The following is a 20,800-nucleotide window of genomic DNA, read 5'->3' as shown; positions in this document are numbered from 1 at the left end:
CGGAAGGCGCTGATGGCAACGCTGTCAGTTTATGGCGCGGCGACAATGCGCCGGTGAGCCTGCCCAACAAACTTTCCCTGTTCGTGTCCTGTGCCGGCGGCGTCGAGCCGCTGCTGGAGGAAGAGCTGAAACGCTTCCTGCCGCCCGGCGTGCGCAGCAAGGTCGAAGTCCTGCGTGGTGGCTGCGGCGTGCTGGGCACGGCCGAGGACGTGCTGCGCATCAACCTCGAGAGCCGGCTCGCGCAGCGCGTGCTGGTCGAGCTGATCGAGGGCCCCTACCGCCACGAGGAAGACCTCTATGCCCTGGCCCGCCGCGTCGACTGGCGCGACTGGATCACGCCGCGGCACACGATTCGCGTCGACACCGTCGCCCAGCGCTCGCCGCTGAAGAGCCTGAACTTCACGACGCTGCGCATCAAGGACGCCATCTGCGACCAGTTGCGCGAGCACACCGGCGAGCGCCCCAGTGTGGACACCCATTCGCCCGACCTGCCGGTGCTGCTGCACGTCGGCCCCGAGCGCGCAGCGCTCTATGTCGACACCTCGGGCGAGCCGCTGTTCAAGCGCGGCTGGCGCGTTGACAAGGGCGATGCACCGCTGAAGGAGACGCTTGCCGCCGCCATGCTGGCCGCCGCCGGCTGGCGCGGTGAGAGCGCCCTGCACGACCCCTGCTGCGGCTCCGGCACCATCCCCATCGAGGCCGCGCTGATCGCCTGCGACTCGGCGCCAGGCCTGCTGCGCCGTTTCGCCTTCGAACGCCAGATCCCCTTCTCCACCCCGGCGCTGAAGGCCGTGTGGGGCGAGATGGCCCAGGCCGCCCGCGCCCGCATCCGGCCGCCCGCCGTGCCCATCTACGCCAGCGACGTGGCCTTCCGCATGGTCGACTTCGCACGCCGCAATGCCGAGCGTGCCGGTGTCGCCCAGTACATCCAGTTCAACGGCGGCGACGCGCTGGAGCGCCCCGCCCCCCAGCTGCCCGAAGGCGTGCCGGGTGCCATCGTCATGAACCCGCCCTATGGCGAGCGCATCGAGGTGCGCGGCAAGGCGGCCATGACGCGTGACGCCGGCGGCAGCGAGGAGCGCGACGCCGGTGACGACTTCTTCCCGCGCCTGGCGGCGCACTGGAAACGCCAGTACACCGAGAACCCGGCCGGCTGGACGGCCTGGATGCTGAGCCCCGACATGAAGCTGCCGACCAAGATGCGGCTGAAGGAATCGCGCCGCGTACCGATGTGGAACGGTCCCATCGAATGCCGGCTGTTCCGCTTCGACCTCGTCAAGGGCTCGGCGCGCAAGCCGGCTGAAGGCGATGCGGCCGCGTGAGCTGATCGCCACCCTGTTGCTGGCGCTGGCCACGGCCACGGCCACTGCCCAGGCCGGGCCCTGCACCCTGGTGTTCGGCCAGGGCCGCAATCCGCCGACCGAGGGCGGACCTGACTGGGATGGACTGAACCAGAGCTTCAATGCCGCCGTCGCCAACACCCTCGATGTCGAGGGCCGGCACATCGTCCCCATGGCCATGCCGGCCGTGCAGGCCGACCCGGCCGCGGCCGGCGCCGCGCTGCTCGAACAGGCCGACAACCTCGGCTGCCAGACGTTGATCGAAACGGCGCTGTTCCAGGACGAGGGCGGCACTCTGGTGCTGCGCCTGCGCGTCTACCCGCTGCTGCCCACCTTCGGCGAAGGCGGCGTCATCAACGGCCTGCGCATCGGCACGCCGTTGTTCGTGACCCAGCGCGACCTGGACATCAAGTCACTGCCGCGCCTCAAGCCCGACCTGCTCGGCCAGCAGATGGCGACGGAATACCTTCAGCACGACCGCCGTTGAAAGACAGCGAGACCGGCCAGGGCCGCCGCGCACAACGCGATAGGCACCAGGCTGGCCCAGTTCATCCACTGCCAGCCACCCGTCGTGACCAGGGCGCCTGACGAGAAAGAGGTCAGCGTCATGGTCGCGTACACGCCGGTGTCCAGCAGGCCCTGGGCACGCGTCTTCTCGTCGGGACGGTAGGCCTGGGTGAACAGCGAAGTCCCGCCGATGTAGAGGAAGTTCCAGCCGACACCCAGCAGCAGCAGGGCGCCGAGGAAATGGTCCAGGTCCTGGCCGGACAGCGCGAAGGCCACGCAGCCGAGATTCAGCAGCACGCCCACCGTCATGACGGGCAGCACGCCGACGCGCTTGATCAGCGGGCCGGTGAAGAAGCTCGGCACGAACATGCCCAGCACATGCCATTGCAGCACCTTGCCGGCATCGGTGAAGGGCAGGCCGCACTGGCCCATGGCGATGGGCGTGGCCGCCATCAGCAGGTTCATGACGCCATAACCGAGCGCACTCGCCGCCAGCGCAACCATGAAGACCGGCTGGCGCAGCAGCTCGCCGCTGGGGCGGCCACCGGCGCCGGGCGCGGGCTGCGTCAGCGGCGGGAAGTCGATCAGCGAAATCAGCACCAGGCCGGCCAGCGCGACGCCGATCAGCATCAGATAGGCGCCGGCAAAGGGCGTCACCAGCAGGTTCCTGCTGGCGCCCGCCAGCCACGGCCCGAGGATGGCGCCCAGGCAGCCGCCGGCCAACACCCAGGAGATGGCCACCTCGCGCTTCTCGGGTGCGACGATCTCGGTCGACGCGAAGCGGTAGAGGGCCGCGCCGGCGTTGTAGTAGCCCGCGACCAGGGTCGCGAGGACGACGCCCCAGAACTGCTGCTGCGTCACGCTCCACAGCGCGATGCTGCAGCTGGCGATGGCCACCAGCAGGCCGATCTGAAAAGCCCGCCGGCGGCCAAAGCGCAGCTGGTGGCGGCCGACCAGGCGGGCCATCAGCGCGCCGCCGGCCACATAGGCGCAGATGGGCAGGGTCGCCATCCACGGCCGTGGCGCCAGCGCCAGGCCCACCAGGCCATTGATGGCCATGAAGCAGATGTTGTTGGTCAGGAACAGGCCCTGAGCCAGGACCAGCAGGGCGAGCTTGCGGTTCAAGCCAGCGCCGCCCGGCCGCCCGTAGGCGATGGAGCGCCCCCTCGGGGGGCAGCGCGCAGGTGCGCGCGTGGGGGCCTCATGAAAGGGCCAGCCAGGACAGCACAGCGAGCGGCGCGGTGTCGGCGCGCAGTACGCGCGGGCCCAGCGTCACGGCGGCGAAGCCGCGGGCGCGGGCGGCATCCTCTTCGGCATCGCTGAGGCCGCCTTCGGGGCCGCTCAGGAACAGGGCTCGCTGCTGCGGGAAGGGCGCCAGAGGCGACGCCGCGCGCGGGCTCAGCAGGCCGCGCCATTCGTCGTCGCCGGCCGGCGTCAGCGCGGCGAGCCATGCCACCAGCGTCATGACGGGCTCGATGCGCGTCGGCACCGTGCGCCCGCACTGCTCGGCCGCGGCGACGGCCACGCCCTGCCAGTGGCTGCGCTTCTTGTCGGCGCGCTCACCGTTCAGGCGCAGCACCGAGCGCTCGCTCATCAGCGGCTGCACGGCCACGGCGCCGAGCTCGGTCGCCTTCTCGACGAGGAAGTCCATGCGGTCATTGGCCGGCATGACGACGGCCAGCGTCACCTGCCGGGCCAGCTCACGCTGCGGCTGCTCTGACGCGATGAGGCGCACGCGCACCTCGCTGCGGCCCATCGCCGTCACCTCGGCCTGCCATTCGGGGCCGCTGCCATCGAAAAGGTTCAGCGCGTCGCCGGGTTGCAGGCGCCGCACCTGCACATGGCGGGCGGCGCCGGGCGGCAGGGCGAGATCGCCATCGGTCGCGGCGAGCGGGGTGTCGACGAAGAAGCGGGGCAAGGCGGGACGGTACGTGACGGGACCCGTCAGTGTCCCAGATCAGCGCAGGATCAACGCAAACCCAAGGCGTCGCGCACGGCCTGCGCGGCGTCTTCGCCCTTGGCCTTCTGCACACGCTCGACGAGCTGCAGAGCCAGGCCCTGCAGTGCGGCAAGGCTGTCGGCGCGCTCGACCTCGAGGGCGAAGGCATAGCCCTTGAAGGGTCCAAGCAGCTTGGTCGCCGCGCCGCTCAGATAGGTGTACAGGGCCGCGCGGTCCAGCAGCGGTGAATGGCCGGCCGCAGCCGGTGCCGCGTCAGCCTGGGGCGCAGGTGCAGTCACCGCAGGCGCCGGCGCCGCCACAGGCGGCGGGGCGGCGATGGGCTGGCCGGCGGCGTTCTGGGCCGCGATCAGCCCATGCTGGCGCAGGGTCTCGAAATCGGCTTCGGTGGCGCCGGCAACCAGGCGCACCCACTCGCTGCCAGGCTTGCTCGCATCGAGCACCAGCAGGAGATTGCGCGCAGTGCGCGACAACGGCAGGGTCCGCGCGCGAATCTCTGCGCGGCCAGCCTCGGTCTTGGAATACAACAGGTCGAGCACGTTATCGGGCCTCGCCTGCGGGCGGCATCACCGCTCGCAGGCCATGGGAAAAAGCAATCAGCTCTTGTCCCGCAATTCCCTGCGCAGGATCTTGCCGACCGGCGTCTTGGGCAGTTCGGTACGGAACTCCACGATCTTCGGACGTTTGTAGCCCGTCAGGTTGGCTTCGCAATAGGCGCGAACGTCAGCTTCCGTGACATTCGGGTCTTTCTTCACGATGACGACCTTCACCGCCTCGCCGGCCTTGCTGTCCGGCACGCCCACGGCAGCGCATTCCAGCACGCCGGGCATTTGGGTGATGACGTCCTCGACTTCGTTCGGATACACATTGAAGCCACTGACGAGGATCATGTCCTTCTTGCGGTCGACGATCTTGAAATAACCGCGTTCATCGACGGTGCCGATGTCGCCGGTGCGGAAGAAGCCATCGGCCGTCATGACCTTGGCCGTCTCGTCGGGACGCTGCCAGTAGCCGGCCATGACTTGCGGGCCCTTGATGGCGATCTCGCCGGGCTGGCCCATGGGCACTTCGTTGCCGTCGTCGTCCAGCAGCTGCAGATCGGTCAGCGGCATGGGCAGGCCGATGGTTCCGCTGTAGGCCGTGCTGTCGGTCGGGTTGCAGCTGGCCGAAGGCGAGGTCTCGGACAGGCCATAGCCCTCGACGATGGGGCAGCCGGTCTTCTCCAGCCACAGCTTGGCCGTGGCCTGCTGCACGGCCATGCCGCCGCCCACCGAGATGACGAGGCGGCTCCAGTCCACCGTGCCGAAGTCGGCATGGTTGGCCATGGCCATGAACAGCGTGTTGACGGCCGGGAAGCTGTGGAAGCGGTGGTTGGCCAGTTCCTTGAACACGGCCGGCAGATCGCGCGGATTCGGAATCAGCACATTGGCGCCGCCCATGTGCATGGACAGCATCATGTTCGTGTTGAAACCGAAGATGTGATACAGCGGCAGCGCGCAGATGGTCGTGACCTGCTCGCCGGCCGGGATCTTCTTCAGCGCGGGCTGGTACCAGGCCTCGCTTTGCAGGATGTTGGCGACCAGGTTGCGGTGCAGCAGCACGGCGCCCTTGGACACGCCGGTCGTGCCGCCGGTGTACTGCAGCACGGCGATGTCGTCCGGACCCAGCTTGGGCGCCTTGTAGGTCAGGCCACGGCCCTTGGACAGCGCGTCGTTGAACTTGACGGCGCCCGGCAGCTGGAAGGCCGGCACCATCTTCTTGACCTTGCGGACGACGTAGTTCACCAGCAGGCCCTTGAGGCCCAGCATGTCGCCCATGGCGGCCAGGATGACGTGCTTGGTGGGCACGTTCTGGATGACCTGCTGCAGCACCGAGGCGAAGTTCTCGATGATGACGATGGCCTTGGCGCCCGAGTCCTTGAGCTGGTGCTCCAGCTCGCGCGGCGTGTACAGCGGGTTGACGTTGACCACCACATAACCCGCCCTCAGCACGGCAGCCACGGCGACCGGGTACTGGAAGAGGTTGGGCATCATGATGGCGACGCGGTCGCCCTTCTCCAGGCCCAGGCTCTGCAGATAGGCGGCCAGCGCACGCGAGGCCTCGTCCACCTGGCCGAAGCTCATGCTCTTGCCCATCATCAGATAGGCGGGCTTGGCGGCGTTCTTCTTGAACGAGGTGTCCAGCAGGTCGACCAGGCTGGGGTAGAGCGACACATTGATGTCGCGCGGCACGGCGGCCGGGTAATGCTTCAGCCAGATCGGCTCCATGCCTTGTCTCCTTCTTTGTTGCGGCGATTCTGACCGAAGGCTGACGCCGATTGGGTCAGGGGATTCGATAGAGATCCATCTTCAGGCGTCCGAAGGCGGGTTTCTAGAATGCCCAACCTAGAAGTTCGCCCCCCGCGGGCAAGACCCCGCCCCTTCCAGCCCTGTGCACCCTATGCCCCAACCTCCCCTGGTGGTGGATCTTGACGGCACCCTGGTCCAGACGGACCTGCTGCACGAGACCACGCTGCTGCTCGCCCGGCGCGACCCCTTGGCGCTGGCCGCCCTGCCGCTATGGCTGGCGCGCGGCAAGGCCTGGACCAAGCAACGCATTGCCGAACGCGTGGTGCCGGACTTTGCCGGCCTGCCCTATCCCCCCGAGTTGCTGGCTTGGCTGCGCGAGCAACGAGCCAGCGGCCGCCGCCTCGTGCTCTGCACGGCAGCCGATCAGCGCATTGCCGATGGCGTCGCGGCTCATCTGGGTCTGTTCGACGAGGTCATGGCCAGCGATGGCCTGATCAATCTGTCGGGCGAAGCCAAGGCGGCGCGGCTGGTGCAGCGCTTTGGCGAAGCCGGTTTCGACTACGCCGGCAATTCGCGCGACGACCTGCCCGTCTGGCGGCGCGCACGCGACGTCGTCATCGTCTCGGCCAGCCCGGCCGTCGCCTCCGCCGCACGCGATCAGAACGCCGGACGGACCACGCATGAATTTCCCGCGCCCGGCGCCTCGCTGGGCGTCTGGCTGCGTGCGCTGCGTCTGCATCAATGGCTGAAGAACCTGCTGGTCTTCGTGCCGCTGTTCGGCGCCTTCCGCTTCGACGACCCCTACCTGGTGCTGATGGCGGTGCTGGCCTTCCTGGCCTATGGCCTGTGCGCGTCGTCCGTCTACGTCCTCAACGACCTGATGGACATGGAGAGCGACCGCACCCACCCACGCAAGCGATTGCGCCCCTTCGCCGCCGGGCTGATCGGCGTGCCACGCGGCCTGACCGTTGCGACGGGCCTGCTGCTGGGATCGGCCCTGATCACGATGCAGCTGCCGCCGGCCTTCGGCATGACGCTGGCCGTCTACTACGCCTTCACGCTGGCCTACACGTTTGCGCTGAAGTCGCTGGTGCTCGTGGATTGCATCACCCTGGGCATGCTGTACACCCTGCGCGTCGTCGCCGGCGTGGCGGCGACCGGCGTGCCCTATTCCTTCTGGCTGCTGGCCTTCTCGCTGTTCCTGTTCCTGAGCCTGGCCTTCGTGAAGCGCTACTCGGAACTGCAGGACCTGCAGTCCTCAGGTCGTGACGAGGCTCCCGGCCGCGGCTATGTCGCGGGCGATGCGCCGGTCGTCATGGCCATGGGCGTGGCGTCCGGTTTCAGCGCCGTGCTGCTGCTGGCCCTCTATCTCAACAGCGACGTCGTCGTGCAGCGCTATGCGCAGCCGCAGCGGCTGTGGCTGACCCTGCCCGTCGTGCTGTACTGGATCAGTCGCATGTGGATGCAGGCCCAGCGCGGCAGGCTGCACGACGACCCGCTTATCTTTGCCGCGACCGACCGCTACAGCCTCGGCTGCGCCGCGCTGTTCGGCGCCCTGCTCTGGCTGGCCCACTGAGGGCCGGCTACTCCACCGCCTTCAGCATGTCCTCGACGACCTTCTTGGCGTCGCCGAAGACCATCATGGTCTTGTCCATGTAGAAGAGTTCGTTGTCCAGGCCCGCGTAGCCGGCCGCCATCGAGCGCTTGTTGACGATGATGGTCTTGGCCTTGTAGGCCTCCAGGATGGGCATGCCGTAGATGGCGCTGCCCTTCACATGGGCAGCCGGGTTCACCACGTCGTTGGCACCCAGGATGATGGCCACGTCGACCTGGCCGAACTCGCCGTTGATGTCTTCCATCTCGAAGACCTGGTCGTAGGGCACCTCGGCCTCGGCCAGCAGCACGTTCATGTGGCCGGGCATGCGGCCGGCCACCGGGTGGATGGCGTATTTGACGGTGATGCCCTTCTCGGTGAGCTTGGCGGCCAGCTCCTTCACGGCATGCTGGGCGCGCGCCACGGCCAGGCCGTAGCCCGGCACGATGACGACGCTTTCGGCATTGCCGAGCACGAAAGCCGCGTCGTCGGCGCTGCCGCTCTTGACGTTGCGCTGCTGGGCCGCCCCCGCCGCCGGGCCGCCGGTCTCGCCACCGAAGCCGCCCAGGATCACGTTGAAGAAGCTGCGGTTCATCGCCTTGCACATGATGTAGCTCAGGATGGCGCCCGAGCTGCCCACCAGCGAGCCGGCAATGATCAGCATCGCGTTGTTCAGGCTGAAGCCGATGCCCGCCGCCGCCCAGCCGGAATAGCTGTTCAGCATGGACACGACGACCGGCATGTCGGCGCCGCCGATCGGGATGATGAGCAGCACGCCGAGCAGGAAGCCCAGGGCCACGATCAGGCCGAAGTCGATGGGCGACTGCGAATGCCAGAAGCCGAACACGAAGAAGGCCGAGGCGAGGCCCAGCACCGCATTCAGCGCATGCTGGCCCTTGAAGGTGACCGGCGCGCCCTGGAAGAGGCGGAACTTGCTGCCACCCGACAGCTTGCCCCAGGCGATGACGGAGCCCGTGAAGGTGATGGCGCCGATGAAGGCGCCCAGGGCCAGCTCGATGCGGTTGCCGCCCGGGATGGGCGCCAGCGTGCGCGGCGCCACACCGTCTTCCGGCGGGATGGCGGCCAGGGCCGCATCCATGGCCGGCGTGATGCCAAAGGCCGCCGGCTCGGCGACGGCCGCGACCGCGATGGCCACGGCGGCCAGGCCGATCATGCTGTGGAAGAAGGCCACCAGCTCGGGCATCTTGGTCATCTCGACCGTCTTGGCCCGCCAGGCGCCGTAACCGCCACCGACGACCAGGCCCAGCAGCACCCAGACCAGGCCCATGCCGTGGCCGGCCTGCTTGACGATGAGGGCGCCCGTCGTCAGCACGGCGATGGTCATGCCGACCATGCCGAAGAGATTGCCGCGGATGGAGGTCGTCGGATGCGACAGGCCCTTGAGCGCCTGGATGAAGCAGACGCTGGCGATCAGATAGAGCAGCGCGACGAAGTTGTAGCTCATTGCTTGGCCTCCACGGCCGGAGCCTTCTTCTCTTTCTTCTTGAACATCTCCAGCATCCGCCGCGTGACGAGGAAGCCGCCGAAGATGTTGACCGCGGCCAGGGCCACGGCCAGCACGCCCATGCCCTTGGCAAAAGGCGTCTCGGTCATGGCCGCGGCCAGCATGGCGCCGACGATGACGATGGCCGAGATGGCATTGGTGACGGCCATCAGCGGCGTGTGCAGGGCCGGCGTGACCGTCCAGACCACGTGGTAGCCCACGTAGATGGCCAGCACGAAGATGATCAGGTTGATGATGGTGTGGTCGACGACTTCCATGCTCAGCTCCTCGTGACTTGTCCGTCTTGGGTGACGCGGCAGGCCGCGACGATGTCGTCATCCAGGGGCACGTTGAACGTGCCTTCCTTGGTGATGACGAGCTTCAGGAAGTCCAGCACATTGCGCGCGTACAGCGCGGACGCATCGGCCGCAACGAGCGCCGGCAGATTGGTCTCGCCGACGATGACGACACCATGCTTGGTGACCGTCTTGCCGGCCTCGGTCAGCGGGCAGTTGCCTCCCGCGGGGGCGGCAATGTCGACGATGACCGAGCCCGGCTTCATGGCCTTGACCATGTCCTCGGTGACCAGCACCGGCGCGGCGCGGCCCGGGATCAGTGCCGTCGTGATGACGACATCGGCCGCCGCCACGCGCTTGGCCACCTCGACCTTCTGGCGCTCCAGCCAGCTCTGCGGCATGGGCCGGGCGTAGCCGCCCACGCCCTCGGCCGCTTCCTTCTCCTCGGCCGTCTCGTAAGGCACGTCGATGAACTTGCCGCCCAGGGACTCGACCTGCTCCTTCACCGAGGGCCGCACATCGCTGGCCTCGATGACGGCGCCCAGGCGCTTGGCCGTGGCGATGGCCTGCAGGCCAGCCACGCCGACGCCCAGGATGACGACGCGTGCCGCCTTCACGGTGCCGGCCGCCGTCATCAGCATGGGGAAGAAGCGCTGGTAGCGGTCGGCCGCGATCATGACGGCCTTGTAGCCGGCGATGTTGGCCTGGCTGGACAGCACGTCCATGCTCTGGGCCCGCGTGGTGCGCGGCGCGGCTTCGAGCGCGAAGCTCGTCAGCCCTGCACCGGCCATGGCCGTGAGACCGTCGCGGTCGAAGGGGTTGAGCATGCCGACGAGAGCAGTGCCCGGCTTCATCAGCGCCAGCTCGTCGGCCGCCGGTGCACGCACCTTCAGCACCAATTCGCTGCCGAGGGCCGCGGCCTGGTCGACGATCTCGCAGCCGACGGCCTCGTAGGCGGCATCGGTGACGCTGGCGGCGACGCCCGCTCCACTTTCGATGCGCAGCGTGTGGCCAGCGGCCTTCAGCTTCTTGGCCGTCTCGGGCGTGACGGCCACGCGGGTCTCTCCGGCCGCGCGTTCGCGCGGTACGCCGATCTGCATGGAATCTCCTCCTGGGGCAGGGGTGCGCGGCAGCTTACACAATGGATGCGCCACCCTGGTGCGGGAATTCGAGAGGAAGTTTCATGGCTGGTACAGATAGGTTTCGCCCCAGCGTCACTGTCGCGGCGGTGATTGCGCGGGGGGACCGCTACCTTTTGGTCGAGGAAGACACCCCCGAGGGCCTGATGCTGAACAACCCGGCAGGCCATCTGGAGCTGGGCGAAAGCCCCATCGAGGCCGTTGTGCGCGAGGCGCTGGAGGAGACGATGCGGGCCTTCACGCCCGAGGCTTTTCTGGGCGTCTACCTCGCCCGCTTCGTCCGCCCGGCTCGATTAGAGGATGTCACCTATGTGCGGCTGGCCTTCAGTGGTGCAGTCGGCGAGGAGATCGCCGGCCGCACGCTGGACGAAGGCATCCAGCGCACGTTGTGGATGAGCGAGACGGAACTGGCCGCCTGTGTGGACCGCCACCGCAGCCCGCTGGTGCTGCAGTGCGTGCGCGACCATGCCAGCGGGCGGCGCCTGCCGCTGGATACTGTCTTCGCCCACCCCTCGCTGACCCAGCCCTGGATCAAGGACTGACACCCATGCCCCATCTGTTGCTGCGCTGCGTCATCGCGGCCCTGCTGGCCTTTGCCGCCCATGCGGCCTGGGCCGTCGACTTCGGCGGCGCCCGCCAGCCGCTGGTGATCGGCGACACGCTGATGCTGGAATCCCGCGTGCTGGCCGAGACCCGCCGCATCAACGTCTACGCCCCACCCGGCTATGCCGAAAGCGCGACCGCACGCCTGCCGGTGCTGGTCATGCCTGACGGCGGCATGGCCGAGGACTTCCTGCATGTGGCCGGCCTGCTGCAGGTCGGCTTCGCCAACGGCACCGTGCGCCCCTTCTTGCTGGTGGGTATCGAGAACACCCAGCGCCGCCGCGACCTGACCGGTCCGACCACCCAGGAAAGCGATCGCAAGATCGCGCCGCTCGTCGGTGGCTCGGCGGCCTTCCGTGCCTTCATCCGCGACGAATTGCTGCCGGCCATCGCCACGCGTTATCGCGTGACCTCCGAACGCGTGCTGATGGGCGAGTCGCTCGCCGGGCTGTTCGTCGTCGAGACCTGGGCGCTGGAGCCCGAGCTCTTCAGCACCTACATCGCCTTCGACCCCAGCCTGTGGTGGAACGCCGCGGGGCTGACCGCGCAGGCCCAGGCCGCGCTGCAGCTGCGCAAGGGCGCGGCGCCACGCCTGTTCATGGCCACCAGCTCGGAGCCCGGCATCGTCGCGCCCGCGCAAGGCTTCGTCGACATGCTCAAGCGCGAACTGGCGCCCGGCGTCGCCTGGACCTATCTGCCCATGCCGCAGGAAACCCACGCGACGATCTACCACCCGGCGGCGCTGCTGGCGCTGCGCCAGCTGTTCAAGCCGGCGCCCTGACGCGTGAGTTCCGACGCATCGCTGGGCGATCCGCGCCGGCTGGGCTGAAGGCCGGGGCGTCACAATCCTCCGCCCTTCCTCGAACCGGATGCCCCACACGCCCTCCCGCTTCCACCGCCAGCGCGTGGCCGCCTGCCTGGCGCTGCTGTGCTGGGGCCTGGGAGCGAAGGCCCAGCCGTTGCCGCTGCAGATCGGCAGTTGGGACCGCACGACCAATCCGCTGATCGGCATCAGCGAGGCCGTGCTGACGCGGCTCTATGCCGACGTCGGCCAGCCCATGCAGTTCGTCGACCTGCCGGCCCGCCGCGCCGGCCTGATGCTGGCCAGCGGCGAGATGGATGCCAACACCCACCGGGCGCGCGACTATCTCGAAGCCAATCCCGGCGTCGTCGCCGTGGCCACGGCGCTGGGCCAGGTCCAGCTGCGCGCCTACACCCGCGACCCGACGTTGAGGCTCTCGGGCTGGGCCGACCTGCCGCGCTGGCGCGTCGCCCATCTGCGCGGCATCGTGCGCGTGGAGCAGCTGATGCCCGCCGGCGTGCACCGGGTCGAGGCCGGCAGCCTGCGCGAGCTGTGGCGGCTGCTGGCCACCGACGCGGCCGACGTCGCCATCCTCAGCGAACTGGCCGGCAGCCCGGCCCAGCGGCCCGCCGGCGTCCCCGGCCTGCAGCGCCTGGACATCGTGCTGGACGAGCACACCGTCCACCACGTGCTGGCCGCCCGGCATGCGGTGCTGGCCCAGAAGCTCAATGCGGCCCTGCTGCGCCTGCAGGCCAGCGGCGAGCTCGAAATGCTGCGCCAGTCGACGCTGCAGACCCTGCTGAAGCGCCAGGGCGGCGGCTGAGAATGCCAGCATGACGACGACGCCTGATTTCATCGAGGTCTACGACCAGGCCCTGAGCCCCGAAGCCTGCCGCGCGCTGGTGGAGCGCTTCCAGGCCAGCAACCGCCTGCAGCGCGGCGAGACCGGCAGCGGTGTTGACGTGGCGATGAAGGACAGCTGGGATATCGCCATCAGCCGCCACCCCGAGTGGGCGGATGCCTGCACCCAGCTCAACGATGCCGTCATCCAGGGCTTTCGCCACTATCTGCGCCGCTACGCCCACCTGGCCCTGGCGCCGCTGAAGCTGCAGATGCAAAGGCCCGACGGCACGCTGGCCCTGCTGGACGCCGACGGTGTCGCCGCGCTGAACGACGACATGCTGATGGGCCTGGTTGCCAAGGTTTTCCGCCCCGGCGCCATCAATCTGCAGCGCTACACGGCCGACCAGGGCGGCTACCCCTACTGGCATTGCGAGCAATACCCCAAGCTGGACCAGGGCGAGGCCCTGCACCGGGCGGTGCTGTGGACGATCTACCTGAACGACGACTTCGCCGAGGGCGAGACCGAATTCCTCTATCAGGGCCGCAAGATCGTCCCGCGCACCGGCAGCCTGCTGATCGCGCCGGGCGGCTTCACCCACACCCATCGCGGCAACCGGCCCCGGGGCGGCGACAAGTTCATTGCGACCTCCTGGGTGCTCTACCAGCGCGCGGAAAGCCTGTTCGGCCAGGGTTGAAGGGGGCTTTGGGACAATCGGCCCATGAGTTCCCCCAAGAAACACCGCGTCGTCGTCGGCCTGTCCGGCGGCGTGGACTCGGCCGTGACCGCCCACCTGCTCAAGCAGCAGGGCCACGAGGTCATCGGCATCTTCATGAAGAACTGGGAAGACGATGACGACGACGAGTACTGCTCGACGCGCCAGGACTTCCTGGACGCCGCGTCCGTGGCCGACGTGCTGGGCATCGACATCGAGCACGTCAACTTCGCCGCCGAGTACAAGGACCGCGTCTTCGAGAGCTTTCTGCGCGAATACCAGGCCGGCCGCACGCCCAACCCCGACGTGCTGTGCAATGCCGAGATCAAGTTCAAGGCCTTCCTCGACCATGCCATGCGCCTGGGCGCCGAGAAGATCGCTACCGGTCACTACGCGCGGGTGCGCGAAGTCGACAGCGAGTTCCAGCTGCTCAAGGGCCTGGATCCGCTGAAGGACCAGAGCTATTTCCTGCACCGGCTCAGCCAGGCGCAGATGAGCAAGGCCATGTTCCCGGTCGGCCATCTGCCCAAGACCGAGGTGCGCCGCATCGCGGCCGAGATCGGCCTGCCCAACGCGAAGAAGAAGGACTCGACCGGCATCTGCTTCATCGGCGAGCGGCCCTTCCGCGAGTTCCTGAACAAATACCTGTCGCACCAGCCCGGCCCCATCAAGGATGAGCGCGGCCGCAAGCTGGGCGAGCATGTGGGCCTGTCCTTCTACACGCTGGGTCAGCGCCAGGGCCTGGGCATCGGCGGCCTCAAGGACAAGGGCGCGCAGCGCGGTGGTGGCGAGCACGAGCCCTGGTTCGTCGCCGCCAAGGACATCCCGAACAACACGCTGATCGCCGTGCAGGGCCATGGCCACCCGCTGCTGCAGAGCCCGGCCCTGGTCGCCGACGACCTGAGCTGGATCGCCGGCCGCTCGCCGGCCGTGGGCCAGGCCGCCGCCAAGACGCGCTACCGCCAGGCCGACGCGCCCTGCAGCGTCGGCTTTGACGCCGGCGGCCAGCTGATGCTGCGCTTCCCCGACCCGCAATGGGCGGTGACGCCGGGTCAGAGCGCGGTGCTGTACGACGGCGAGGTCTGCCTGGGCGGCGGGGTGATTTCCGCCGCTCTGCCGGCATGACGAAATTCGACCGCCTGCTCGCGCGGCTCGCCGAGCCTGGCGTCGTGCTGCGCCTGGCGGCCCTGGTGGTCTGCGCGATGGAACTGGTCAGCGCCGGCGCGGCCCTGCTCGGCGCGCGCACCGAGCCCTATGACGGTCTGGTCGCCTGGGTCTGGCGCTCGGCCGGTGGCGGTGCCAATGACCGCGGCCTGCTGCTGCTCTGCGTCGGCCTGCTGCTGGCTTTCGTCGCGCTGATGTGGCGCCTGGCCAGCCAGGGCGGCGGCGTCGCTGATGTGAACCGCCGTCTGGCCTGGCTGCTGCTGGTCGACCTGCTGGCCTTTGGCGTGACGCCCGGCCTGCCTTTCCTCGTCACGGCCCTGGCCGCCGTGCTGCTGCCGGCGCGCCTGGCCCTGGGCTTCGGCTTTGCCCAGGTGCTGCTGAACACCGGCATCTATGCGGCGCCGCAGGCCACCGCCTGGCTGGACCAGTTCGGCCTGCTGTCGTCCATGCTGGCCCTGCACGGCCTGGCCTTCGGCCTGGGGCGCATGGCCGCTGCCGAGGCCGAGAAGCGCCGCTGGCTGCAGGCCGTGCTGGCCGAGCAGATGGCCGGCGAGCATCTGCTGGTCGAGCAGATGCGCTACAGCGAGCGCATGCAGATCGCCCGCGAACTGCATGACCTGATGGGCCACCACCTGACGGCGCTGAACCTGCAGCTGCAGCTGGGCGGCGCCCTGCTGGCGCGCCAGGACACCCCCGGCGCCGGCCAGGCCATGGGGCGGGCCGAAGGCGTCGCGGCCCAGCTGCTGTCCGATGTGCGCGAGGCGGTGTCGCAGCAGCGCAGCTCGCAGCGCATCGACCTGTCCGCCGCCCTGCAGGCCCTGGCCGAAGGCATTGCCAGCACGCGCATCGAGCTGGCCCTGGACGACGCCGCCCGCGACCTCGGCCCGCGCGCCGCCCATGCCCTGCTGCGTTGCGTGCAGGAAGGCGTGACGAATAGCGTTCGTCATGCCAATGCGCGTCGCGTTCACGTCGAATTGCGCGGCGAAGGCGATGAGATCGCGGTCAGCATCGACGATGATGGGCGCGGCGCGCCGAGCTGGCGCGACGGCCGCGCCGAGGGCTTTGGCAACGGTCTCTCGGGCATGACCGAGCGCATGACCGAGCTGGGGGGGCAGATGTGCGTGACCCGCACCAGCCCCGGGTTTCGAATCGAGCTGAGATGTCCGCGATGGGTGTGATCAAGATCCTGCTGGTCGAAGACCAGCAACTGGTGCGCGAAGGCCTCAAGGGCCTGCTCGCGCTGCACGACGAGCTGCAGGTCGTCGGCGAGGCCAGCGACGGCGCCGAAGCGCTGGAATGGCTGTCTGCCGCCGCGGCCGAAGACATGCCCGACGTCATCCTGTCCGACATGCGCATGCCGCGCCTGGATGGTGTCGGCCTGATCCGCGCCCTGGCCGCCCGGGCCCTGCGCCTGCCGGTCATCCTGCTGACGACCTTCGACGACACCGCCGCCTTCGACGAGGCGGTGCGTGCTGGCGCCCGCGGTTTCCTGCTCAAGGCCATCAGCCCCGAGACCCTGGCCCAGGCCCTGCGCGATGTGCACGGCGGCGGCACGGCGCTGCGGCCGTCGCTCACCACGCGCATGGAAGCCAAGGGCGGCGAGCGTGCCTTCACGGCGGCCGATCATCCCGATCCGCTGTCGCCCAAGGAGCTGCAGGTGCTGCGCCTGGTGGCCAGCGGCCGCAGCAACACCGAGATTGCCGGCCTGCTGGGCAACAGCGAAGGCGTCATCAAGAACCACTGCTCGGCCATCTTCTCCAAGATGGGCGTGCGCGATCGCACGCAGGCCGTCCTCAGGGCGATTGATCTGGGCTGGATCTAGGCGGCTGCGCCGCCTTCGCGGGCGCCGCCAGGTGCAACACCCAGTAGCGCTGGAACTTGCCGGAACCGACCACACAGGCCAGGCCGTAGTCCAGGAATTCGGCCGCCATCAGGTTTTCGCAATGGGCCGGGCTGGCCAGCCATTGGGCAACGGCCTCTTCCAGCGTCTCGGGGCCGCCGGCCAGGTTCTCGCCAGCGGAACGCATCAGATAGCCGGACTCACGCAGCCGCGTGCGCAGCGAGGTGCCGGCAGCGCCGACGTGGTCGATGCGGTCGCGCCCGGCCAGCTCGACGGCGTAGCGGCGCGCCGACTGCGCCAGCACCGCGTTGGCACGCAGAGCGGCCACGGCCGGCCAGGCGCGCTCGCCACAGACCTGGGGCTGGGCACGCAAGGCATTCAGTGCAGCCAGCACCGCAGCATCCTTGGGCTGGCAGCCCTCCTGGGCCACGGCTGGCGCCAGCGCGGTAAAGCCAAGCAACAGGAATGACAAAGCTCGCATGCTGACATCCTAGTTGTTGCCAAGCGCCCGCCTGCGGCCCAACATGGGGACATGAAACCTCATCGATTGCTCGCCGCCCTGCTCGCCGGTGCCGCCCTGGCCAGCTGCGCGCAGACCCCAACGCCCGCACCAGCAGCACCGACGCCGGCCGTGGCCGAGCCCGAATCGGCCAAGCTGGGACGCGAACTGCGCGCCCTCATCGGCCCCGCCACCTGCACCGCCGACTCGCAATGCCGCACCGTCGCCGTGGGGGCCAAGGCCTGCGGCGGCCCCGCCGGCTATCTGGCCTGGTCCACGCAGGGCACCGACGCGCAAAAGGTGGCGGCGCTGGCCGTGCGCCAGACCGACGCACAGCGGCGCGAGGTCGACGCCAGCGGCATGCGGTCCAACTGCATGTTCGTGGCCGACCCGGGTGCGGCCTGCGTGGCCGGGCGCTGCGAACTGACCGGGCCCAACAGCGCCCGCTGAAGATCTAGAAAGAAAAAGGCCACACGCCTTGCGGCATGTGGCCTTGCTCGGGGCCGAAGCCCCGCAGCGCCTGGGCGCTGTTTACTCCGCAGCGACGGCGTCGACCAGCTTGGAGGGCATGTTGGTCGGCTCGTTCTGGATCGGCAGGGCACCGTCGGTCGAGATGCGCAGGATCGTGGTGGCTTGCACCTTGCCCGCAGTGTCGAGCCACTGAGCGCCACCGACGGTGCGCTTGCCGGCAGTCACACCCGACCAGCTCAAACCCACCGTGGCCGTGCTGCCCGCGTAGACCTGGCTCGGCACGACGGCGTTCAGGCCGCCGGCATCGCCCGGGCTGACGATCCAGCTGGACAGCTTGTGCTTCATCGGGGCCGCAGCACCGCCATAGGCCAGCACGCAGACGCGATAGTTGCCGGCAGCAGGAGCGACGACTTGCAGCACTTCGTTGGAGCCGTCATTGCCCGAATACAGCGAGGTGGTGCCGTTCGGGAACGACACGACCATGTCGTTGTCGTCGTTCGGGCCGCCCGTGTCGGCTTGGCGCAGCGCCCAGCGCGCAACGATCGCACCCGCCGGCACCGTGAAGTTGTACTTCGCGATGGAGGCGTAGTTCGTGTTGCTGCGGCAACGGCTCAGCAGCGTGGCCGACGAGGTGGCCAGCGGCGTCAGCGACGTCTCGGCACCCATGGTCACATCCTTCATGCCGCCCTTGAGCGCGGTCATGCGGCCGCTGAAGCCGGTGCGAACCGTGAACAGCTTGCTTCCCGAGGCCTTGGTGTCGGTGAACTCGGCCGGGGCCGAGATCGCCTTGCCGGCCTTGGCCTGGATGGGGGCGCGCACGGCGTGCGTACCGTCGTTCCAGACCAGTTGGCCGAACTGCCAGACACCTTCGGCGGCACCAGCCGTAGCGATGGTGACCGTGAAGGACTTGGTTTCACCCGGCGCCAGCGTCAGCGTGTTCGGCGCGACCGTCGTCGTGAAGCCAGCAGGCGTCGTGACGTTAGCCGTGTAGGTGGCGGTCGAGGCGCCGACGTTGGTGACGTTGCGGCTGACGATGGTGCTGCCCGTGACCGTGCTGACCGTGATGGACGGCAGGTTCAGGTTGTAGGTCTCGTCCAGCGTGCCGATGGTGGTGCAGTCGCTGGCCGGGGTGACCGCGGCCTTGTTGACCTTGCACTGGTACTTGACCCAGTCGTTCTTGCCGGCGTTGTAGACCAGGCCCGGATCGTTGGCCTTCTGCGGATCGATGTGGCCCGCGCCTTGCGACCAGGGCAGCAGCCCATTGGAAGCACCAGCCACGCCGTCGTCCAGCGTCGAATAGGCCGTGGTCATCAGTGCCGACTTGATGGCGCCAGGGCCCCAGGTCGGGTTGGCCTGCTTCAGCAGCAGGGCGATGCCGGCCACGTGCGGGCTGGACATCGACGTGCCCTGGTAGGACGCCCATTCCGGTCCGGGCACGAAGGTGCCAGCGGCCACGCCATCGCGTTGGGTCTGGGTCAGCGCCGGGGTCACCTGGGCGATGACGTCCACGCCGGGCGCCGTCACGTCGGGCTTGAGGACATTGCTGTCACCGCCGTTCGGGCCACGCGACGAGAAGTTGGCCATCATCGGCGCAGGGACGCTGCCGATGTAGAACTTGCTGATGCTGGCGGTGGCGCCGGCCGTCTGGGCATAAGCCTTGATGGCAGTGCCATCGGCGGCCGTGACGTGCACGGTGGGCACCGAGTGGGCTTCGGCAACCAGGCCGCCGCCGTTGTCGGCCATGATCATGCCGACGCCGCCGGCGTTCAGCACGGCCAGGCTCTTGTCGACACGGGCGTTGTTGCCGCGCGTGCAGATGACGATCTTGCCGGCCACCTTGGCGGGGTCCAGCTCGAGCGGGTTGCTGAAGCACAGGTTCAGGTTGCCGCTGGCGCCGGCAATGCCTGCGTCTTCCGCGCGGATTAGCGAGGCGCTGCCCAGCGGGTTGGGGTTGACCGAGGCGCCGGTGTACTTGACGGCATTGCCCAGCGTGGCATCGGCCGAGAAGGCGCGGTCATGCGTGGAGGCGGCGACCGTCGTCAGCCAGGGGCTGATGTGGGCGACAGCCTGGCCGGGGCCGCTGTTGCCGGCCGAGGCTGCGACGAACACGCCGGCCAGCGAAGCGCGGTAGAAAGCCTGCTCGACGGGATCGTTGACCGAGGTCTGCGAGCCGCTGATCGAGTAGTTGATGACGTTGACGCCGTCGGCCACTGCCTTGTCGATGGCGGCCACCGAGTCGGAGTTGAAGCAGGAGTTCTGGCTGCCGGTGCCGTCGGTCGCGGCGGCATTCACATAGGTGTAGCAGACCTTGTAGGCCGCGACGCGGGCGCGCGGCGCCATGCCGGAAGCCTGGCCCAGGGCGAGACCGTTGACGATGGCCGTGACGTTGGAATTGCCCGCTGCGGTGGACGCGGTGTGGTCACCGTGACCGCCGTGGCCGGTGGCGCCGCCCAGGTCGTCACGACCCGAGGCGAAGGACGTCCAGTGCGGGGTGTTGCCCGAAGCGATGAAGCCGGCGTTGAAATGCTGGATGCCGATCAGCTTGTTGTTGCAGTGCTTGGCGGGGTCGATGCCTTCGCCAGCCACGCAGCCGCCGAGATAGGTGGCCGGCTTGGGACCGTAGGCCAGGGTGTCGGCCGGGTTGTTGCTCGGCACGCCGTTGGCGTCGACACGGTCAAAGAAAGCGGGGTTCTCGGGCCAGATGCCCAGGTCGACCACGCCGATCACCATGTTCTCGCCCTTCAGGGCATTGCCGGCGACGGTCTTGGACCACAGGCCGCCGGGTTCGGTCAGCTTGAGGAACTTGGAGGTCGAGATGGTGTCGAGCTGGCGGGCTTCGTCCTGCCAGATGCCGACCACTTGCGGGCTGGCGACCAGCGCACGGGCCTCATCCTCAGTCAGGCTGGCGGCAAAGCCGTTGAACACCGTGTTGTACTTGGCCAGCACGGGGGCGTTGCCGACCAGGGAGATGACGTTGCTCTGCTGCTGGCCAAGGTAGTTCACATAGGCCTGCACGGCAGCGCTGCCGTACTTGAACGTCTCGCCGGCGGCGGGCTGAGTGGCTGCCAGACCGGAGACCGAGCCCTGGTAGGAGGCAGCGGGCTCGTCCTTCAGCTGGACGATGTAGGTCTTGCGGTCCTGGGCAAAGGAGCTCGTGGCCAAACCAGAGAGCAGGACCAGCGTCGCCAGTGCGGCGGGCTTCATCTTCATCTTCATTGAATGATCCTTTCGGCGGGTAGA

At 68.7% G+C, this 20,800-nt stretch carries 20 protein-coding genes; 11 read left to right on the top strand and 9 right to left on the bottom strand.

The genetic code is table 11. The annotated features are described in order from the left end of the window. The first annotated feature begins 53 nt into the window (after window positions 1–53). Window positions 54–1,322: a THUMP domain-containing class I SAM-dependent RNA methyltransferase gene (locus ACS5PN_RS15600; protein ID WP_439464893.1), complete on the top strand. Its 1,269-nt coding sequence runs from the start codon at window positions 54–56 to the stop codon at window positions 1,320–1,322. Next, a complete protein-coding gene (locus tag ACS5PN_RS15595) occupies window positions 1,309–1,827 on the top strand; it encodes a hypothetical protein (RefSeq protein WP_439464892.1) in 519 nt (172 codons plus the stop codon). Before ACS5PN_RS15600 ends, ACS5PN_RS15595 begins: the two co-directional genes overlap by 14 nt. Here ACS5PN_RS15595 and ACS5PN_RS15590 read toward each other — a convergent pair. The 4 genes from ACS5PN_RS15590 to ACS5PN_RS15575 form a co-directional block, all read right to left on the bottom strand. Further along, a complete protein-coding gene (locus tag ACS5PN_RS15590; protein ID WP_439464891.1) occupies window positions 1,809–2,972 on the bottom strand; it encodes an MFS transporter in 1,164 nt (387 codons plus the stop codon). The genes ACS5PN_RS15595 and ACS5PN_RS15590 overlap by 19 nt on opposite strands. A 76-nt stretch (window positions 2,973–3,048) precedes the next feature. Continuing rightward, complete coding sequence (locus tag ACS5PN_RS15585) at window positions 3,049–3,765, bottom strand: 16S rRNA (uracil(1498)-N(3))-methyltransferase (RefSeq protein ID WP_439464890.1); 717 nt, start codon at window positions 3,763–3,765, stop codon at window positions 3,049–3,051. Between the two features lie 50 nt (window positions 3,766–3,815). Further along, complete coding sequence (locus tag ACS5PN_RS15580; protein WP_439464889.1) at window positions 3,816–4,343, bottom strand: hypothetical protein; 528 nt, start codon at window positions 4,341–4,343, stop codon at window positions 3,816–3,818. A 57-nt stretch (window positions 4,344–4,400) separates the two neighbouring features. Further along, entirely contained in the window at window positions 4,401–6,071 is a 1,671-nt protein-coding gene (locus ACS5PN_RS15575) for a long-chain-fatty-acid--CoA ligase (protein ID WP_439464888.1), read from the bottom strand. 172 nt (window positions 6,072–6,243) lie between these two features. Between ACS5PN_RS15575 and ACS5PN_RS15570 the strand changes: the two genes are divergently transcribed. After that, complete coding sequence (locus ACS5PN_RS15570; protein WP_439464887.1) at window positions 6,244–7,668, top strand: UbiA family prenyltransferase; 1,425 nt, start codon at window positions 6,244–6,246, stop codon at window positions 7,666–7,668. Window positions 7,669–7,675: 7 nt separating this feature from the next. Here the strand turns inward: ACS5PN_RS15570 and ACS5PN_RS15565 are convergent, their stop codons facing one another. The 3 genes from ACS5PN_RS15565 to ACS5PN_RS15555 are packed head-to-tail and all read right to left on the bottom strand — an operon-like array spanning window position 7,676 to window position 10,586. Beyond that, window positions 7,676–9,151 carry an NAD(P)(+) transhydrogenase (Re/Si-specific) subunit beta gene (locus ACS5PN_RS15565; protein ID WP_439464886.1) on the bottom strand — a complete coding sequence of 492 codons (1,476 nt, stop codon included), beginning with the start codon at window positions 9,149–9,151 and terminating at the stop codon, window positions 7,676–7,678. Further along, complete coding sequence (locus ACS5PN_RS15560) at window positions 9,148–9,468, bottom strand: NAD(P) transhydrogenase subunit alpha (protein WP_439464885.1); 321 nt, start codon at window positions 9,466–9,468, stop codon at window positions 9,148–9,150. The genes ACS5PN_RS15565 and ACS5PN_RS15560 overlap by 4 nt, the downstream gene beginning before the upstream one ends. Before the next feature lie 2 nt (window positions 9,469–9,470). After that, window positions 9,471–10,586 carry a Re/Si-specific NAD(P)(+) transhydrogenase subunit alpha gene (locus ACS5PN_RS15555; RefSeq protein WP_439464884.1) on the bottom strand — a complete coding sequence of 372 codons (1,116 nt, stop codon included), beginning with the start codon at window positions 10,584–10,586 and terminating at the stop codon, window positions 9,471–9,473. An 83-nt stretch (window positions 10,587–10,669) separates the two neighbouring features. Between ACS5PN_RS15555 and ACS5PN_RS15550 the strand changes: the two genes are divergently transcribed. From ACS5PN_RS15550 to ACS5PN_RS15520, 7 genes are all read left to right on the top strand, one after another. After that, on the top strand, window positions 10,670–11,167 hold the full coding sequence (locus tag ACS5PN_RS15550) for an NUDIX domain-containing protein (protein ID WP_439464883.1): 498 nt from the start codon (window positions 10,670–10,672) through the stop codon (window positions 11,165–11,167). A 5-nt stretch (window positions 11,168–11,172) separates the two neighbouring features. Next, window positions 11,173–12,009, top strand: coding sequence for an alpha/beta hydrolase (locus ACS5PN_RS15545; RefSeq protein WP_439464882.1), 837 nt, complete (start codon window positions 11,173–11,175; stop codon window positions 12,007–12,009). 88 nt (window positions 12,010–12,097) lie between these two features. Then, entirely contained in the window at window positions 12,098–12,853 is a 756-nt protein-coding gene (locus ACS5PN_RS15540) for a substrate-binding periplasmic protein (protein ID WP_439464881.1), read from the top strand. A 10-nt stretch (window positions 12,854–12,863) separates the two neighbouring features. After that, the gene (locus tag ACS5PN_RS15535) at window positions 12,864–13,568 is read left to right on the top strand and encodes a 2OG-Fe(II) oxygenase (RefSeq protein ID WP_439464880.1); all 705 of its coding nucleotides are present in this window, start codon (window positions 12,864–12,866) and stop codon (window positions 13,566–13,568) included. 24 nt (window positions 13,569–13,592) lie between these two features. Then, window positions 13,593–14,711 carry a tRNA 2-thiouridine(34) synthase MnmA gene (gene mnmA / locus ACS5PN_RS15530; RefSeq protein WP_439464879.1) on the top strand — a complete coding sequence of 373 codons (1,119 nt, stop codon included), beginning with the start codon at window positions 13,593–13,595 and terminating at the stop codon, window positions 14,709–14,711. Then, window positions 14,708–15,928 (top strand): sensor histidine kinase, encoded by a 1,221-nt coding sequence (locus ACS5PN_RS15525; RefSeq protein ID WP_439464878.1) that lies wholly within the window; start codon window positions 14,708–14,710, stop codon window positions 15,926–15,928. Before mnmA ends, ACS5PN_RS15525 begins: the two co-directional genes overlap by 4 nt. Then, on the top strand, window positions 15,919–16,572 hold the full coding sequence (locus ACS5PN_RS15520; protein ID WP_439464877.1) for a response regulator: 654 nt from the start codon (window positions 15,919–15,921) through the stop codon (window positions 16,570–16,572). The genes ACS5PN_RS15525 and ACS5PN_RS15520 overlap by 10 nt, the downstream gene beginning before the upstream one ends. Here the strand turns inward: ACS5PN_RS15520 and ACS5PN_RS15515 are convergent. Then, on the bottom strand, window positions 16,544–17,071 hold the full coding sequence (locus ACS5PN_RS15515) for a CAP domain-containing protein (RefSeq protein ID WP_439464876.1): 528 nt from the start codon (window positions 17,069–17,071) through the stop codon (window positions 16,544–16,546). The two genes, ACS5PN_RS15520 and ACS5PN_RS15515, sit on opposite strands and share 29 nt — an antisense overlap. 51 nt (window positions 17,072–17,122) lie before the next feature. Between ACS5PN_RS15515 and ACS5PN_RS15510 the strand changes: the two genes are divergently transcribed. After that, window positions 17,123–17,539: a hypothetical protein gene (locus ACS5PN_RS15510; protein WP_439464875.1), complete on the top strand. Its 417-nt coding sequence runs from the start codon at window positions 17,123–17,125 to the stop codon at window positions 17,537–17,539. A gap of 81 nt (window positions 17,540–17,620) precedes the next feature. Here the strand turns inward: ACS5PN_RS15510 and ACS5PN_RS15505 are convergent, their stop codons facing one another. Then, window positions 17,621–20,776, bottom strand: a complete 3,156-nt coding sequence (locus tag ACS5PN_RS15505; protein WP_439464874.1) for a S8 family serine peptidase — start codon at window positions 20,774–20,776, stop codon at window positions 17,621–17,623. Window positions 20,777–20,800: the final 24 nt, after the last annotated feature.

The organism is Roseateles sp. NT4, from assembly GCF_051857475.1.
Taxonomy (GTDB): Bacteria; Pseudomonadota; Gammaproteobacteria; order Burkholderiales; family Burkholderiaceae_C; genus Pelomonas.
The sequence above is the reverse complement of the archived record's forward strand: the minus strand, read 5'-3'. Positions and strand labels throughout refer to the sequence as shown.

Coding starts and splice junctions, on each gene's coding strand:
- ACS5PN_RS15560 (WP_439464885.1), bottom strand. CDS start 9,468: ATGGAAGTCGTCGACCACACCATCATCAACCTGATCATCTTCGTGCTG.
- ACS5PN_RS15565 (WP_439464886.1), bottom strand. CDS start 9,151: ATGAGCTACAACTTCGTCGCGCTGCTCTATCTGATCGCCAGCGTCTGC.
- ACS5PN_RS15545 (WP_439464882.1), top strand. CDS start 11,173: ATGCCCCATCTGTTGCTGCGCTGCGTCATCGCGGCCCTGCTGGCCTTT.
- ACS5PN_RS15520 (WP_439464877.1), top strand. CDS start 15,919: ATGGGTGTGATCAAGATCCTGCTGGTCGAAGACCAGCAACTGGTGCGC.
- ACS5PN_RS15525 (WP_439464878.1), top strand. CDS start 14,708: ATGACGAAATTCGACCGCCTGCTCGCGCGGCTCGCCGAGCCTGGCGTC.
- ACS5PN_RS15540 (WP_439464881.1), top strand. CDS start 12,098: ATGCCCCACACGCCCTCCCGCTTCCACCGCCAGCGCGTGGCCGCCTGC.
- ACS5PN_RS15515 (WP_439464876.1), bottom strand. CDS start 17,071: ATGCGAGCTTTGTCATTCCTGTTGCTTGGCTTTACCGCGCTGGCGCCA.
- ACS5PN_RS15535 (WP_439464880.1), top strand. CDS start 12,864: ATGACGACGACGCCTGATTTCATCGAGGTCTACGACCAGGCCCTGAGC.
- ACS5PN_RS15595 (WP_439464892.1), top strand. CDS start 1,309: ATGCGGCCGCGTGAGCTGATCGCCACCCTGTTGCTGGCGCTGGCCACG.
- mnmA (WP_439464879.1), top strand. CDS start 13,593: ATGAGTTCCCCCAAGAAACACCGCGTCGTCGTCGGCCTGTCCGGCGGC.
- ACS5PN_RS15510 (WP_439464875.1), top strand. CDS start 17,123: ATGAAACCTCATCGATTGCTCGCCGCCCTGCTCGCCGGTGCCGCCCTG.
- ACS5PN_RS15570 (WP_439464887.1), top strand. CDS start 6,244: ATGCCCCAACCTCCCCTGGTGGTGGATCTTGACGGCACCCTGGTCCAG.
- ACS5PN_RS15555 (WP_439464884.1), bottom strand. CDS start 10,586: ATGCAGATCGGCGTACCGCGCGAACGCGCGGCCGGAGAGACCCGCGTG.
- ACS5PN_RS15505 (WP_439464874.1), bottom strand. CDS start 20,776: ATGAAGATGAAGATGAAGCCCGCCGCACTGGCGACGCTGGTCCTGCTC.
- ACS5PN_RS15550 (WP_439464883.1), top strand. CDS start 10,670: ATGGCTGGTACAGATAGGTTTCGCCCCAGCGTCACTGTCGCGGCGGTG.
- ACS5PN_RS15575 (WP_439464888.1), bottom strand. CDS start 6,071: ATGGAGCCGATCTGGCTGAAGCATTACCCGGCCGCCGTGCCGCGCGAC.